Source organism: Listeria farberi, assembly GCF_014229295.1.
Lineage (GTDB): Bacteria > Bacillota > Bacilli > Lactobacillales > Listeriaceae > Listeria > Listeria farberi.
Map to the genome: position 1 here is coordinate 509,488 of NZ_JAARZL010000001.1, position 14,793 is coordinate 524,280.

The 14,793-nt window shown below is 38.4% G+C and carries 18 protein-coding genes; 16 read left to right on the top strand and 2 right to left on the bottom strand.

What is annotated here, in order from left to right; all coding sequences use genetic code 11:
* The first annotated feature begins 10 nt into the window (after nt 1-10).
* The 13 genes from HCB38_RS02520 (at nt 11) to HCB38_RS02580 (ending at nt 8,712) form a co-directional block, all read left to right on the top strand.
* Nucleotides 11-397: a flagellar export chaperone FliS gene (locus HCB38_RS02520; RefSeq protein ID WP_185318177.1), complete on the top strand. Its 387-nt coding sequence runs from the start codon at nt 11-13 to the stop codon at nt 395-397.
* Nucleotides 369-650: a hypothetical protein gene (locus HCB38_RS02525; RefSeq protein WP_185637454.1), complete on the top strand. Its 282-nt coding sequence runs from the start codon at nt 369-371 to the stop codon at nt 648-650. The genes HCB38_RS02520 and HCB38_RS02525 overlap by 29 nt, the downstream gene beginning before the upstream one ends.
* 20 nt (nt 651-670) lie before the next feature.
* On the top strand, nt 671-1,072 hold the full coding sequence (gene flgB, locus HCB38_RS02530; protein ID WP_185618566.1) for a flagellar basal body rod protein FlgB: 402 nt from the start codon (nt 671-673) through the stop codon (nt 1,070-1,072).
* An 11-nt stretch (nt 1,073-1,083) separates the two neighbouring features.
* A complete protein-coding gene (gene flgC, locus HCB38_RS02535; RefSeq protein ID WP_003721832.1) occupies nt 1,084-1,494 on the top strand; it encodes a flagellar basal body rod protein FlgC in 411 nt (136 codons plus the stop codon).
* A 16-nt stretch (nt 1,495-1,510) separates the two neighbouring features.
* Nucleotides 1,511-1,807 carry a flagellar hook-basal body complex protein FliE gene (fliE, locus tag HCB38_RS02540; RefSeq protein WP_185318180.1) on the top strand — a complete coding sequence of 99 codons (297 nt, stop codon included), beginning with the start codon at nt 1,511-1,513 and terminating at the stop codon, nt 1,805-1,807.
* A 67-nt stretch (nt 1,808-1,874) separates the two neighbouring features.
* Complete coding sequence (fliF, locus tag HCB38_RS02545) at nt 1,875-3,524, top strand: flagellar basal-body MS-ring/collar protein FliF (protein WP_185637456.1); 1,650 nt, start codon at nt 1,875-1,877, stop codon at nt 3,522-3,524.
* Nucleotides 3,525-3,526: 2 nt separating this feature from the next.
* Nucleotides 3,527-4,633 carry a flagellar motor switch protein FliG gene (locus HCB38_RS02550; protein ID WP_185318182.1) on the top strand — a complete coding sequence of 369 codons (1,107 nt, stop codon included), beginning with the start codon at nt 3,527-3,529 and terminating at the stop codon, nt 4,631-4,633.
* The gene (locus HCB38_RS02555) at nt 4,620-5,312 is read left to right on the top strand and encodes a FliH/SctL family protein (protein WP_185318183.1); all 693 of its coding nucleotides are present in this window, start codon (nt 4,620-4,622) and stop codon (nt 5,310-5,312) included. The genes HCB38_RS02550 and HCB38_RS02555 overlap by 14 nt, the downstream gene beginning before the upstream one ends.
* Complete coding sequence (fliI, locus tag HCB38_RS02560; protein WP_185318184.1) at nt 5,309-6,610, top strand: flagellar protein export ATPase FliI; 1,302 nt, start codon at nt 5,309-5,311, stop codon at nt 6,608-6,610. The genes HCB38_RS02555 and fliI overlap by 4 nt, the downstream gene beginning before the upstream one ends.
* Nucleotides 6,611-6,626: 16 nt before the next feature.
* Entirely contained in the window at nt 6,627-7,286 is a 660-nt protein-coding gene (locus HCB38_RS02565) for a lytic transglycosylase domain-containing protein (RefSeq protein WP_185637458.1), read from the top strand.
* 13 nt (nt 7,287-7,299) lie between these two features.
* Nucleotides 7,300-7,944: a hypothetical protein gene (locus tag HCB38_RS02570; RefSeq protein WP_185637460.1), complete on the top strand. Its 645-nt coding sequence runs from the start codon at nt 7,300-7,302 to the stop codon at nt 7,942-7,944.
* Between the two features lie 119 nt (nt 7,945-8,063).
* On the top strand, nt 8,064-8,396 hold the full coding sequence (locus tag HCB38_RS02575; protein WP_003765846.1) for a PadR family transcriptional regulator: 333 nt from the start codon (nt 8,064-8,066) through the stop codon (nt 8,394-8,396).
* Complete coding sequence (locus HCB38_RS02580) at nt 8,389-8,712, top strand: DUF1048 domain-containing protein (protein WP_185318187.1); 324 nt, start codon at nt 8,389-8,391, stop codon at nt 8,710-8,712. The genes HCB38_RS02575 and HCB38_RS02580 overlap by 8 nt, the downstream gene beginning before the upstream one ends.
* A gap of 44 nt (nt 8,713-8,756) precedes the next feature.
* Here the strand turns inward: HCB38_RS02580 and HCB38_RS02585 are convergent, their stop codons facing one another.
* A complete protein-coding gene (locus HCB38_RS02585; RefSeq protein WP_185637462.1) occupies nt 8,757-9,404 on the bottom strand; it encodes a FusB/FusC family EF-G-binding protein in 648 nt (215 codons plus the stop codon).
* 271 nt (nt 9,405-9,675) lie between these two features.
* Between HCB38_RS02585 and HCB38_RS02590 the strand changes: the two genes are divergently transcribed.
* From HCB38_RS02590 to HCB38_RS02600, 3 genes are all read left to right on the top strand, one after another.
* Nucleotides 9,676-11,406, top strand: a complete 1,731-nt coding sequence (locus tag HCB38_RS02590) for a pyruvate oxidase (protein ID WP_185318189.1) — start codon at nt 9,676-9,678, stop codon at nt 11,404-11,406.
* 162 nt (nt 11,407-11,568) lie between these two features.
* Nucleotides 11,569-13,368 carry a methyl-accepting chemotaxis protein gene (locus HCB38_RS02595; RefSeq protein WP_185318190.1) on the top strand — a complete coding sequence of 600 codons (1,800 nt, stop codon included), beginning with the start codon at nt 11,569-11,571 and terminating at the stop codon, nt 13,366-13,368.
* Nucleotides 13,369-13,381: 13 nt separating this feature from the next.
* Entirely contained in the window at nt 13,382-14,110 is a 729-nt protein-coding gene (locus HCB38_RS02600) for a C39 family peptidase (RefSeq protein WP_185637464.1), read from the top strand.
* Between the two features lie 40 nt (nt 14,111-14,150).
* Here HCB38_RS02600 and HCB38_RS02605 read toward each other — a convergent pair whose 3' ends face one another.
* On the bottom strand, nt 14,151-14,363 hold the full coding sequence (locus tag HCB38_RS02605) for an LPXTG cell wall anchor domain-containing protein (RefSeq protein ID WP_185618549.1): 213 nt from the start codon (nt 14,361-14,363) through the stop codon (nt 14,151-14,153).
* Between the last annotated feature and the right edge of the window lie 430 nt (nt 14,364-14,793).

Below are 14,793 nucleotides of genomic sequence, written 5' to 3' on the forward strand. Positions count from 1 at the left end.
GGTGAAAAAAATGCAAGCTTGGAAACGATACACGCAAAATGAATTAAATACGAGCAACCCCATTAAAAACACCATTTATATATACGAACGTTGTATTATTGAATTTAAAAAATTAGACAAAGCACTCAGAGAACTACATTTTTCCGAAGCCGATCTTATTCTTGATAAAATGGAAAAAATCTTTGAAGAATTAAAATTACAATTAAATCCAGAAGCCGGCCAAGAACTTTACGATAACATTTTTGGCTTATACGAATGGATTTCTGAACAAATTCGCCAAATGCAACTACTAAAACAACCTGTTAATATTGATACCATCATTCACGTTATCACGCAGCTTAAAGAAGGCTACGAGGGAGTGATGAAACATGAATCAAGCAAAGACACATTTGGCTGAGTTAAAAGCACTGTTTCACTCTACAGGTCAATTAAACGTTTCTCTAGAAGAATATCAGGCGAAACTAAACGAACTATTAAAAAGTGCGGAACATCTACCGAAAGATACAAAAGAAGTCATTTTAAAAGAAACGAGAGATGTTATAAATAAAGGTATTCTTTTCACCCAAAAACAATTAGAATCCACTGAAAATGCTTTTTCTGAAAATAAAAGTCGCAATGCCGCCAACTTGAACTATGCGAAATTTTTCTAAAAGAAAGAAGGAAATCACAAGTGGAAAATTATACCACGCATATTGGCAACTACTTGAACTATCTTCAAACAGCGAACCAAGTAGTTTCAAATAATATCGCGAATGCCAATACGCCAAATTTTAAAGCAAGTGAAGCGAGTTTTGAAGAATCACTTGGCTCGAGTTTGCGAGCATCCGGTTCGAACAATATCGAATCAACGGGAAATTTAACGAAAACGAACACAAAACATTTAGCCGGAACCGATATAGACGAAACAAATGCAAAAATAACCACCAAAAGCGGCTCCATCAACGAAGACGGCAACAATGTCAATGTCACTTCTGAAATGATTAGCTTAACTAAAAATAACCAAATGTACGCGCTCGCTATCAGTGCACTCAACTACAATTCATCCATCAACACAGCAGCCCGTGGAAAGTAAGGTGAAGACCTATGTTTGAAGGAATCAATACAAGCGGCTCTGCGTTAAATGCTGCGAAACAATGGATGGAAGTAAGCTCCAATAACATCGCGAATGCTGATTCAAGCGCCGCACCTGGTGAAACACCTTTCCTTAGAAAACGCGTCGTATTATCCGAAATTACACCATTTGAAACAGCTTTAACAGGTACAAAAGGTGTTAAAGTAAGCGAAATATCAAGCGATACAGGAAGCGTCAAACGGGTATATGATCCAACCCATCCTAACGCAAATGAAGCAGGTTACGTCAATTACGCGAATGTGGATATGACAGCAGAAATGACCAATTTGATGGTTGGACAAAAAATGTACGCGGCAAACACTTCCGCTTTGCAAGCGAATGAAAAAATGATGGAAAAAGATTTAGAAATTGGCAAAGTATAAAGGAGTGTTTTAAGAAATGGCAATTGAAAGTATTAATGCAGCAAGCGTCTTACCTAAAGTGACGCTTGGGGAAACCGCGAAAACAGACAATGCGACAGGTGCCGGAAATACCTTTACGCAAATGCTGGATAGTATGAGTGATACACAATCAAGTGCGCAAAATTCCGTCTCGAACCTTTTAACAACTGGAGAAGGAAACGCAAGTGATGTACTCATTCAAATGAAAAAAGCAGAATCAGAAATGAAAACTGCTGCGGTCATTCGGGATAATGTAATCGAAAGCTACAAACAGCTTTTAAATATGCAAGTGTAGCGGTTAGACTAGTCGGGGGAGTTTTAGTCAATCGTCCACACGAGAAAAATGGAGCGAAGTTTTTAAGATGGCAAAAATAAAAACAATGTATTCGAAATTGAAGAATTGGCACAAAGGCGCGATTTTAGTCGGCCTTTTTGTCGTAGTCACGGTGTTATTACTCTACATGAACACGCCCAAAACAGAAGTTACCCTTTATAAAAATTTGTCCGAAACAAGCCAACAACAAGTCACCGATCAACTAGCCAAAATGGGCGTTGATTATACTGTTGACAAAAGTGGCAATATTCTAGTTGATGAAAAAGTGGAGACGCTTGTTCGTGACAAATTTGCTGACTTAGGAATCCCTTATACAGGCCAAGATGGTAATGATATTCTACTAAACAGCTCGCTAGGAGCCAGCGAAGAAGATAAAAAAATGCAAGAAAAAGTTGGTACAAAAGTCAATTTAGAAAAAGAAATTGTTCAAAGTTACGGAACGACCATTGATAGCGCCTCTGTACAGCTAACTTTACCAGAATCGAGTTCAATTTTTGAAGAAGCAAGCCAAAAAGGGACTGCCGCAGTAACACTCAAAACCAAAAATAATCAAACCTTAACAAACGAACAAGTTCTCGGCATTCAGCGCACTGTCAGCGCAGCAGTACCAAACGTAGCTAGTGATGATGTAGCGATTATCGATACGAAAAATGGCGTTATCTCAGAAGCAGACACATCCAAAGAAGAAGGTAGCTCTGCTTATAAAAATGAAGTCGATATCCAAAACGCGATTGGAAAAAATGTGAAAACAGATATCGAAGGTACACTTTCAAGCATTTTTGCGCTAGATAATTTCCGAGTAAATACAAATGTCACAGTTAATTTTGACGAAATCAAACAAAATACCGAACATTATCCAAACGACGGCAAAGTACGTAGCAACCAAAAAGATACATCAACAGACACATCAAAAGGTTCCACCAATACGACGGAATCAGGAACCGCCTCAAACGCTGACGTACCAAATTACACGGAACAAAATGGTGACGATACAAACACATATACAAGCGAAAAATCAAGCGAAACAACGAATTATGAATTAGATTCTACTATTCAAGAAATAAAAAAACATCCAGCCTTGGCAAAAACAAATGTCGTTGTTTGGGTGGACCAACAATCGCTCAATAAAAATGGTGTTGATATGGCTGAATTTACGAAAGCTATTGGAGTTTCAGCAGGACTCACACCTAACATGACGATCGAAGAAGCTGGTGAAGGCGGTGAAGCAGCCACACCAACATTTGAAGGAACCTTCCAAAACGGCGACGTGACCATTATGCCAATCCAATTTTTAGATAATCAAACACCAGTAGAAAAAGATACTACCGAAAAAGCAGAACCAGCAAGTAAAGCTTGGGTTTGGTGGCTTGTAGGAAGTTTACTATTTGCCCTAATTGCAGCTGGAATAATTGCCTATATCATCTTCTTGAAACGTAAAGAACAAATAGAAGAAGCCTTAGAAGTAGAAGAGAAAGACTTCATCCCAGCTGAAGAGGCGATAGTTAATCCAGAAGAGCATCCAGACTTCAACTTCCAAACAGACGCATTTGATTTATCAGAACCAGAATTAAAAGCTCGCAAAGAAAGCTTGAAAAATAAACTCGGTGAGATGGCCAAAGAAGACCCAGGGCGCGCCGCAGCAGTCATCCAAAAATGGCTCAATGAAAGGCAGGAATAAAAATGGCAGAAACACTCAAAGAAACCTTAGAAGGAACAAATGCTGAACTAGAAACTGTCGAAGTAGAAGAAACAGAAGAAAAAACAACTACTTCCGCAGATTCAGGTATTTCAAGACGTGAAAAAGCCGCACTTATTATTTGGAGCCTCGATGAACAAATCGCGACCGAAGTGGTAGATTTGCTCCCTGATGCATCCAAACAACGCCTTGCACGAGAAATGGCCAAAATGAAAGAAATGGACGGCGGTGCAGTAGAAGAAGCAACGAGAGAATTTTTAGGAGAATTAGAACTTCTTTCTGGAGGAATTGCTAAACTCGACCGTGAACACTTACAACGCTTGTTCCCAGACATGACAACTGAAGAACTAAATCAACTCATTTATGGTGTAGAAGCAGAATCACGTATTGGCGAAACCGCGCTAGATATTCTACGCGAAATTGATGATGTTGATTCCTTGTTTACAATTATTAGCGATGAATCGCCACAAACTATCGCGATGATAGCCTCATATATGAAACCAGAAGAAGCATCGAAACTTCTAGCCTTATTGCCGGAAGAAAAAATGATTAACACCGTTATTGGTATCGCGAGCTTAGAACAGTTTGATAGTGAAGTCATGCAAAACGTATCTAACTTATTAAGAATTAAGCTCGACACAATGTCGAATAGCTCATTGAACAAAACAGACGGCATAAAAAATGTTGCAAATATCTTAAACAACGTTACCCGCGGTTTAGAACGAACAATTTTCGAACATCTCGACGCCGAACAAGCAGAACTTTCCGAACGTATCAAAGAGAAAATGTTTATGTTTGAAGATATTATTCTGCTTGATAACATGACCTTGCAACAAGTGCTAGCAGAAATTCAAGATAACAACAAAATCGCTCGTGCACTTAAAAATGAAAAAGAAGAACTCAAAGAAAAAATCCTTTCTTGCGTATCAAAAAACCGTCGCGATATGATTACCGAAGAACTAGAAGTCCTTGGTCCAATCAGACTTTCCGATGTCGAACAAGCCCAACAAGATATCGCCAATGTCGTTAAAAATCTGGAAAAAGATGGCAAAATAGTTATCCAACGGGGGGAACAGGATGTCCTTATCTAATCCGCGAATCCCAAAAGGTAAAGTCACTTTATCCGACGTGAAAATGGAACTGTTTTATTTAGATGATATAGAAGAAACAGAAGAAATCGAGTCACCATATTCGAAAGAACTTGAACAACTAGAAAACCATCAAAAAGAACTCGAAAAGCATATGTCAGCTATTGAAATTGAACAACAAAAGCTAGCAAATGAAAAAGCGGCACTAAAAGCTGAGCGCCAAGCCCTTGAGGAATTAAGACGAGACGCTGAAGCTGAAATCGAAGCAAACAAACAAGCTTTTGAACAAGAAAAAACACAGCTTTACCTAACAATTACCGACTTTTTGTGGGATGAAAGCATTGATCTCGCAGAAAGAATCGTCCACCAAGCAATTGACACCCGCCAAATTGAAGTCTTACCAATGCTAACCGAAGTTATTCAAAAACTCCCAGTAGCTTTCGACAAACTAAATGTCACCACCCACCCAGAAACATTGAAAGCACTCAAAGAAGAAAACACAGGCACAAAATACGACTGGCTTTTAGAAAATATCCATTGGAACTTCGATATGCGACTTGAGTACGGCGAATTCACTGTAGAAGAAGAAAAAGAATACTTCGACTACCGCATCACAGAAATTTTCCAAACCTTACATAAGCAAAATGCAGAACGGAAAATTCTAGGAGGCGATAAACCGTGAGCTGGTCGCCAAAAACCGAGGCTTGGCAAGAACTAAAAAACACCGTCCCATACATTCAAAAAGGTAAAATTCATACCGTCCAAGAACAAGTCTATATTTCCAAAGGCCCCCAAGTAAAAATTGGGGACACTGTGATGGTCGGCGAAAATAAAGTGCTCTGCGAAGTGATTTCTATCGAAAAAGAAAACAATATGCTACTCCCATTTAATCAAAGCGATAAAGTGGCGTATGGTGACTGGGTGTACGTAACAGATACGAAAATCACTATTCCAGCCGACGAATTTCTCCTTGGAAAAGTCCTCAACGCATCCGGTGACATATTAAACGAAGAAGCTGGAACTGCTAAATTTAAACAAAAGATGCCACTTGAAGCACCGCCAATCCATGCCTTTAGCCGAGCAGAAATTACGGAGACACTTGAAACTGGCATCAAAGCAATTGATGGAATGCTAACCATTGGTATCGGGCAAAAAATTGGTATTTTTGCAGGATCGGGTGTTGGTAAATCAACTTTACTTGGAATGATTGCTCGTAACGCCAAAGCAGATATTAATGTGATCGGCTTAGTCGGAGAACGTGGTCGTGAAGTAAAAGATTTCTTGCGTAAAGATCTTGGTGAAGAAGGGTTGCGTAAAAGCGTTATTGTCGCAGCCACTTCGGATGAAAGTCATCTCATGCAACTGCGTGCTGCCAAACTTGCTACTTCCATTGCAGAACATTTCCGCGATCAAGGAAAAACCGTCCTATTAATGATGGATTCTGTCACTCGTTTCGCCGATGCAAGAAGAAGTGTTGATATTGCAGTCAAAGATTTACCAATCGGTGGAAAAACCTTACTAATGGAATCGTATATGAAGAAATTGCTAGAACGTTCTGGTAAAACGCAAAACGGCTCGATTACAGGCATTTATACAGTACTCGTAGATGGGGATGATATGAATGGCCCAGTACCCGATTTAGCGCGGGGGATTTTAGATGGACATATCGTTCTCACCCGTGAACTTGCAACCAAAAACCACTATCCTGCCATTGATGTCCTTAGCTCCGTTAGCCGGGTAATGGAAGAAATCGTTCCAGAAAGCCAGTGGAAAACTGCGTCAAAACTTCGCGAATGGATGAGTATTTATCAAGAAAATGAACTATATTTCAAACTTGGAACAATCGAGCAAACAAGCGATAATGCGGCTATTTTTACTAGTAAAGAAAAGTCCTATTTTATCTATCAATTTTTAAAGCAATTGCGAGATGAAAGTGTAACACTTGAGGAAACAAGTAAGCTGATGGAAACATTAGTATAACAAAGGAGTGCCGTGGATGAATCCAGTAGAACAAGTAATGAGTGCTAGACAAGCCGAGTTTCAAAGCGCGTTCGAAGCATCGAAACAATCGGCTACCACTTTTGAAACGAAATTAAATGAACGTTTAAATGTGACCACAAGTGCCAAAACAACAAACGTGCAAACTGTTACTGATGCTGAACTAGCGCGTGCCCGAGAAGCATACGAAGCGTTAATCAATAAATCCGAAACCAAGTCTACTGCAACCACGACAACTGAAACTCCCACAACATCAACCAGCGAATTAACTAAATGGAACAACTACCAAATTAAACCAATTAGCGCTGAGAACGAAGGCAAATATAGCGATTTAATTAAAACAACAGCAACCAAATATGGTGTCCCAGAAGCGCTTATCAAACGAGTTATCCAAGTAGAATCTAATTTTAATCCGAATGTGGTTTCAAGTGCTGGTGCTACTGGCTTAATGCAATTAATGTACGGTTCTAATCGAACCGACCCAGCGACTAATATCGACGCAGGGACAAAGCAACTTGCTGGTTACATCAAAAAATATGACGGCGACCTCAAACTAGCATTAGCAGCCTATAATGCTGGACCAGGCAACGTACATAAATACGGCGGGGTCCCACCATTCAAAGAAACACAAAACTATTTAACGAAAATTATCGGGTAGGGGAGAATAAACGATGGGAAACTGGCAAAAAAAATGGGAATCATGGCGCGATATGACAGCAACAATGCAGCAAGAAATTAAAATCGAAGCAGCAGAAAAAGTGACTTTCTATATAAAAGATGACCAATTTGAAGAAGCAATTAATGTCATCAGACAAACCGAAAATCTCCTAAACGAACTTGATTTTGAAGCAAAAATGAACCGAGTCGAAGAACAACTTCAAGCCTTCACATCCGACCAAGAAGCGTCTAAATCATTCGAAGCAAGCCAACTTCAAAACTTAGAAAAACCAAGTACAAAAGTAATTTTCGATCTGTCTATTCTAAAATCAGAAGCAATTAATCAATTTACTAAACGTGATTTTAACCTAGTTGACTCGAACGAAAACCATATGCAATTTCTGAAAGGCAACCGCAACTTCTACATGGATATTTTTAACCCTGACGAAGAAAAAGCCCACCACTACAACATCCTTGATGAAAAATGCCAATATAAAAACATTGGTTTCATTTGCCAAAACGATGAGTCTTCTGAACTTGCTGTAAATATAATAAACGAATGGCTCGAAACCTTAGAAGCGCCAAAAAAGAAATTTTTAACGATTAACATTGCCAATTTAAGTGCAATGAAACAAAATCCCGAAGTGCTTTTTATGTAAAATAAGTGAACTGCTTTCAGTAAAAGAGAGCAGTTTTTTTCTGTAGGGGTTGACAATTAATCTACTTTGTATTACTATATACTTGTACCTAGTAACAACTAGTAGAGGAGTGAATTCAAATGAAAGGACTTACCGAGTTACTCAAAGGTAGTTTAGAAGGAATGATATTAGAGCGAATTTCTAAAGGCGAAACATACGGCTATGAAATCACCAAGTATCTCAATGACCTAGGTTTTGATGAAATCGTTGAAGGAACCGTCTACACCATTCTCGTTCGTCTCGAGAAAAAAGAGCTAGTCAATATCGAAAAGAAAAAATCAGAATTGGGTCCACCAAGAAAATTTTACACACTAAGCCCAGCCGGTGAAGAAGAACTAGCAACTTTTTGGAAACGATGGGACTTTATCCAATCAAAAATCGTCCAAATTAAAGGAGGACCAGCATATGTTTAAATGGTACACAAAATATCGCGAAGAAAAACGAGACTATAAACTATACAAAAAAAGAATCGCCGCGCTCCCAGAAGACTATAAAACTGCCATGAAAGCCATTGAAACCTATTTATGGAACTTTGCAAAAGGTGCAGGTATGTACGAAATTTTAAAAAACGTCCTCGAAATGTTCGAAAACGCGGCCGCTGATGAATTAGAATTAAAAGCAGTTGTAGGCGATGACCTAGCCGAATTCGCAGACAGCTTACTAAACGAATATCCAGAAGAAACTTGGATGGATAAACAACGCTCAAAATTACGTGATTCCATCAAATAAAAAATAGCAAGCCTCTCTTATACTTAGAGAGACTTGCTGTTTTTTTATTTACGTTTCTTAACAACCTCAATAAATTCATCTAATGTTTCGCGGGCTTTTATTTGCTGATTACAAACATCGCTATCGTAACAAATATAATTACCATTTGTCGTATAAACGCCATCACTGGAAGATTTCGTTTTTGCCATAAACAGTGACACTTTGGAATGCGTTTGGCAAATAGAACAAACACCCTTTTGAATCTCCGAAGAAATAGTTCCATTTACGCCAACCAAATTTCCGTCCTCATAAGTCACGATATATTTACGCTGCTGAGCAATATCATTCCAGCCGTAAAAAGTATAATCGCGCAAATCAAGTTTCGACCATGCGGGAATCTTTAATTTTTTCGTTTTCGCAAAAAGTTTTTTAAGTTTCACATCGCTAGGCGGAGCGAAAGGAATCACATAGGCTTTTAACCCCTCTAAAAACGGCTCTGCTTCTTTGGTTGAAGTTATCAAATGGAGCTCGCTAAAAAGTTCCTTATGCTCTTCTAGCACGCTCTCCGGAAATAGTTCGTTGATTTTCTCCTCCGTCAAAGACTTTAACGCCTTCAAAGTGGATTTATCATTCGCGGACCGATAAGCGCGTGAGACATTTTCTAATTGTTTTTTGATAAAATTATATTGGTATGGTTCGATAAACTCTTTCATTATGATTCTCCTTTAATAGTTTAATTTTGGTTAAACTAGCTGAAGGACTGAAGAGTTTATTTTCACTCTTACTTTCTAAACAATCCTAAAGCCGTTGTTAGAAAGTAGAGAGCAGTGCAATTTTGTTTGCATCTCTTTGATCACCACCTTGCCTTCATTATAAGCACTTCTGAATTGTTCGTCAATTCTCTTTCATGAATATTCTTCTAAAAACAGGGTAAACGAAAACTGTTGGACATTAGAGAAAACATCCATGGGAGGAGAAAGTAAAATGAAAAAAGTAAAAGCAAGTGAAACACTCGTACAAACATTAAAAAATTGGGGTATCGACCATGTATACGGCTTACCTGGTGATTCGATTGATACCGTGGTCGATGCACTCAGAAAAGAACAAGAGGCAATTGAATTTATTCATGTGCGTCACGAAGAAGTCGCATCACTAGCAGCAGCAGCCTATACCAAATTAACTGGCAAAATCGGTGTCGCTTTATCCATCGGCGGCCCTGGTGCCATTCATCTTCTAAACGGCATGTATGATGCAAAAATGGACCACGTACCAATGCTCGTTTTAGCTGGCCAAGTGACAACGGACGTCTTAAATACAGGCTTTTTCCAAGAAGTTAATTTACCAGCTATTTTTGAAGATGTTGCCGTTTATAATAAACAAATCGATAATGCTGAAACGCTCGCGGATGTTGTTGATGAAGCGATTCGGACTGCCTATCAAGAAAAAGGAGTCGCTGTTTTAACAATTCCAAATGATATTCCATCTCAAGAAATTAAAGCGAGCCTAGAAGCAAAACCAGTAAAATTTGAACAAGAAATTCCAAAACTAGACGAAAAAGCAATTCAAGAAGCTGTAACATTAATTGATAAAGCTGAAAAACCAGTCATTTTAGCAGGCCTAGGAACAAAACACGCTGGACCAGAGTTAATCGCCTTTGCGGAAAAAGCGAAAATCCCGATTATTCATTCTTTACCAGCAAAAACAATCGTTCCAGATGACCATCCAAATGCACTTGGTAACCTTGGTAAAATAGGTACGAAACCAGCGTATGAAGCCATGCAAGAAACGGATTTACTTTTAATGTTTGGAAATGATTATCCCTATACCGACTATTTACCTAAAAAAGCTGAATGTATCCAAATTGATATTAATCCAGCCAAAATTAGCAAACGTTTCCCTGCAACAGTAGGTCTAGTTGGCGATGCCAGGGAAATAATCAGTAATCTAACGGCTAAAATAGCACCCGTAGAAGAACGGAAATTCCTTCAAGCATGCCAAGAAAATATGCAAGAATGGTGGAAATGGTTGGAGGAAGATATTTCGCAAACAACAGACCCAATTGCTCCAGAAGTCGTGATGGCTAACATCCAAAAAATCGCGGACAAAGATGCCATTTTCTCTATCGACGTTGGGACTGCGACTGTTTGGAGTACACGTTATTTACATTTAACACCAGAAAGTGACTTTATCGTTTCTGCCTGGCTTGGTACTATGGGCTGCGGCTTACCAGGAGCCATCGCTGCAAAAAAAGCATTTCCAGATCGCCAAGCAATTGCGATTGTCGGTGACGGTGGTTTTTCAATGGTTATGCAAGATTTCGTCACGGCTGTAGGATTAAATATGCCAATGATTATCGTCGTGTTAAATAACCAACAACTATCATTTATTAAATATGAACAACAATCTGCCGGAGAATTAAATTACGCAATCGACCTTCCGGACATCAATTACGCAAAATTCGCCGAAAGTTGTGGCGGAATTGGCTTCCGAGTAGAAAAAATGGCAGACCTAGAAACTGCTTTCGAAAACGCCAAACTAGCAACAAAACCAGTAATCATTGATGTTTCTGTAGATAGCGCAGCCGCTCCACTACCAGGGAAAATCGTGATGGACGAAGCATTAGGTTATACCAAATTCGAAATCCAATCAGTCCTAGAAGACCATCGTTTCGCCAAAATGCCACCACTTAAAACTATTTTACGTAGATTTTTATAAAAAAATAAATAAAAAAATAACATTTTCACCCATTTCATGCCAATATTCACTAATAATTATAACGTTTTTTTATTAAAACTAATTATTTTACAATAAAATATGGAGTTTTTTTAAAAAATATGAGATAATGAACTAGAATTAGAGAATAGGAGTGTGGAATGGGTGAATTTAATTAAAAATCGTAAATTGAAAACAAAACTAAGCATCAATATTGTTATAACGACCATCATGTTAATCGGACTTGGCGCAACTAGCTTCCTAGGTTTTCGTCATGTTGCAACACTTTCAGATAATATGGTTGATAATAATGTAGCACCAATGAAAGAAATTGCAAAAATCCAAACAAACATGGCACAAATCAATATCGACATCCTGACCATGTTCGACACTATTAACGGAAAATCAACCCTTATTAAAGAAATTGATACGCTTTATGCTGAAAATGACCAAGCAATCCATAATTTCAAAAAAGCAGATTTAACAACAGAGGATAAAAAACAATTAGCTTACTTTGAAGAAAAATTAGCGGATATGAAGTCAGCAGCATCCTCTGTCATCAGTGATACTTCAAGTGCACTGGACGACGCAGAACTTTTAGGAGCACAAAATCGATATTACCAAAATGTTAAAACAAAATTTGACGATGCGACAAAACAATTAAACGTTTTAAATGAAATGAACTATAATGAAGTCGAAAAGTCTTCGCAAGCCATTTCTGATTTTGGCGTGAAAATTAGTCTAATCTTCACAGCGGTTATCATTGCTGTACTTATTTCGCTATTCATTTTCAACGCTTATATTACACGAGTTATTTTAAAAGGAATTCGTCACTTGCAAACGGCTGTACATAAAGTAGCGAGTGGGGACTTGTCATACCGTAGCACATACAATGGTAAAGATGAATTAGGTGACATCACAAATGACCTAAACGAAATGAGCGAAAACCTAAGATTAATGATTGAAGATATTAAAAAAGCATCTACAGACGTTAAATCTTCCAGTGATAACGTTATTATTAGTTCAGAAATTATTTCAGCAATGACAACAGAAATGGACATCGAAATGAAAATGATGGGCGAACAAATCCAAACGCAAATCGGCAGCATGAAAGAAAGTACCGATGCCATGGATCAAATGACAGGTGGCGTTCAAAACGTTGCGGAATATGCCCTGAAAGTATCTGACTTAACAAAAGACTCCGCAGAAAAAACAAATGATGGAATTGCTGTTATTAACAATTTAGTATCACAAATGGATCGTATCAGCGGTGTTATGCGTTCGAGCACAGACGTCGTATCTCAACTCGTTAATCGCGTTGGCGAAGTCGAAAAAGCACTTGATACCGTTACAAATATCGCTGACCAAACGAACTTGCTAGCCTTAAATGCTGCAATTGAATCCGCACGTGCTGGAGAACATGGCCGCGGCTTTGCAGTTGTAGCTGAAGAAGTCCGTAAGTTAGCAGAACAATCTCGTCTTGCTGTTGTAGATATTAATACGGTACTGAAAAAAATCCAAACTGAATCAAAAACAACGATTGAAGTAATGAACACTGGACTTTCTGAGTCAGAAGCAGGTCAAAAAATCATTTCTGAAACAGAAGCGACATTTACAGATTTACTCAACCGTGTGAACGATATTTCTGCACAAATGCAAAACGTCTCACAAGAAACAGAAGAAATGGCTGCTGGAATTGAAGAAGTAAACACATCGATTAGTGATGTCACAGAAATCTCTAACCAAATTGGTGAAAAATCAACAGCCGCACTTGAATTCGCGGAAGTTAATAAAATGAAAGTGGACGAGCTAGTAGTTATCTCAGAAGAAATGCAAAAAATTTCCGGCTCATTAGAAGGGTATATCGCTAACTTCAATACCGAAGTAAGCGAAGAAGCGGTCGAAGTAGAAGAAGAACTGGAAACAAAAGAACCCGGAGAGCCAGTCCTAGCCGAAAATGTCTAGGTAGCATGTACAAATGCGAATTTGGATAAAATCACTACTTGTTAGTACAGCTTGTATATTTAGTTTGACCCTTCTAAATACGAAATATACCTTTTATTCACCAACCGTCAAACTCGAAAGCGCCAAAGTAGTTTATAAATTAGACAATGAAACTTTTAATGTAAGACTCGATGTTCCTCTCGTTAATCAAATGGATGCGCCTATTCTTTTTAACGGCTGTGAAGTAACAAGTCTTGCAATGCTCTTACAATTCACTGGGAAAAATGTTACCAAAAATGAACTAGCAGCGACCCTTCCAACCACGCCTATTGAACAAAACGGCTTACACGGAAATCCTGATAAAGCATTTGTTGGGAGCATCAGTGGAGATAGTAAAGGACTAGGGGTGAATCATGCTCCCATCGCTAAACTTGCTGCTAAGTATGTTAACGAAGCGCATGTACATGATATTAGCGGGAATGATATAACCGATATCGTTACCGTACTTAGCACAGGAGCACCCGTTTGGATTATCACAACAACCGATTACCATGCACCAAAAAATTGGCAAACGGTACAAACAAAAGAAGGCAAAAAGAAAATCACTTATTCCATGCATAGCGTTGTCATTACTGGATTTGATAAGGAAAATTTTTATATCAACGATCCATACGGACATAAAAATCGCGCTGTAAAAAGAGCTGTCTTAGAAGAAGGTTGGTCCGCCATGGGAAAACAAGCTATTTATTTAAGCAAATCATAAAAAAACGTTTGGAAGCATAATCGAGCTTCCAAACGTTTTTTTATATTTTTTTCTTAATGAAAAGAACGACTGCTAAGACTACTAGAAGTACTCCGATAACAATCGGCCAAACCGAAAATGCATCTCCAGTTGAAGGTAAAAGTGATGCATTACTTGTATGCTCGACTGCATGAACTGTGCTCACACGAAAATAAATAAAACTTAGCGAAAAAAATATAGCAATACTAGAAACTATTTTTTTTGATAAAACCATACGGCTCGCTCCTTTTTCTATCATAACTATATTATTAGTCATTTGTTATTTTTTGTCAATGTATAGACCAATTTTGAATAAACGGCTATATATAATGCTTGACCTAGTATACATATTATTGTAAAATGAATTTGTTTCCTTGAAAAGTATTGAAGGAGGATAGTACAACTGAATAGAAGCGCCAGAACTGATTGGGACGAAAATGCTTAAAGGTGAAATTCCTGGAAAGTAACGGATCAGTTGACGAGGAGGAGATTAATCGAAATTTCGGCGGGAGTCTCCCGGCTGTGCATGCAGTCGTTAAGTCTTACTTACAAATCATTTGGGTGACCAAGTGGACAGAGTAGTAATGAAACATGTGCAAGAACCCTCCAAGGAAACCAAAAAATGTAGAGGGCTTGAAATTGGACAAGTCTGCCCTCAAGCTAAT

Coding starts and splice junctions, on each gene's coding strand:
- HCB38_RS02520 (WP_185318177.1), top strand. CDS start 11: ATGCAAGCTTGGAAACGATACACGCAAAATGAATTAAATACGAGCAAC.
- flgC (WP_003721832.1), top strand. CDS start 1,084: ATGTTTGAAGGAATCAATACAAGCGGCTCTGCGTTAAATGCTGCGAAA.
- HCB38_RS02575 (WP_003765846.1), top strand. CDS start 8,064: ATGAAAGGACTTACCGAGTTACTCAAAGGTAGTTTAGAAGGAATGATA.
- HCB38_RS02555 (WP_185318183.1), top strand. CDS start 4,620: ATGTCCTTATCTAATCCGCGAATCCCAAAAGGTAAAGTCACTTTATCC.
- HCB38_RS02565 (WP_185637458.1), top strand. CDS start 6,627: ATGAATCCAGTAGAACAAGTAATGAGTGCTAGACAAGCCGAGTTTCAA.
- fliF (WP_185637456.1), top strand. CDS start 1,875: ATGGCAAAAATAAAAACAATGTATTCGAAATTGAAGAATTGGCACAAA.
- HCB38_RS02600 (WP_185637464.1), top strand. CDS start 13,382: ATGCGAATTTGGATAAAATCACTACTTGTTAGTACAGCTTGTATATTT.
- HCB38_RS02585 (WP_185637462.1), bottom strand. CDS start 9,404: ATGAAAGAGTTTATCGAACCATACCAATATAATTTTATCAAAAAACAA.
- HCB38_RS02605 (WP_185618549.1), bottom strand. CDS start 14,363: ATGGTTTTATCAAAAAAAATAGTTTCTAGTATTGCTATATTTTTTTCG.
- HCB38_RS02590 (WP_185318189.1), top strand. CDS start 9,676: ATGAAAAAAGTAAAAGCAAGTGAAACACTCGTACAAACATTAAAAAAT.
- fliE (WP_185318180.1), top strand. CDS start 1,511: ATGGCAATTGAAAGTATTAATGCAGCAAGCGTCTTACCTAAAGTGACG.
- HCB38_RS02580 (WP_185318187.1), top strand. CDS start 8,389: ATGTTTAAATGGTACACAAAATATCGCGAAGAAAAACGAGACTATAAA.
- HCB38_RS02570 (WP_185637460.1), top strand. CDS start 7,300: ATGGGAAACTGGCAAAAAAAATGGGAATCATGGCGCGATATGACAGCA.
- HCB38_RS02525 (WP_185637454.1), top strand. CDS start 369: ATGAATCAAGCAAAGACACATTTGGCTGAGTTAAAAGCACTGTTTCAC.
- HCB38_RS02550 (WP_185318182.1), top strand. CDS start 3,527: ATGGCAGAAACACTCAAAGAAACCTTAGAAGGAACAAATGCTGAACTA.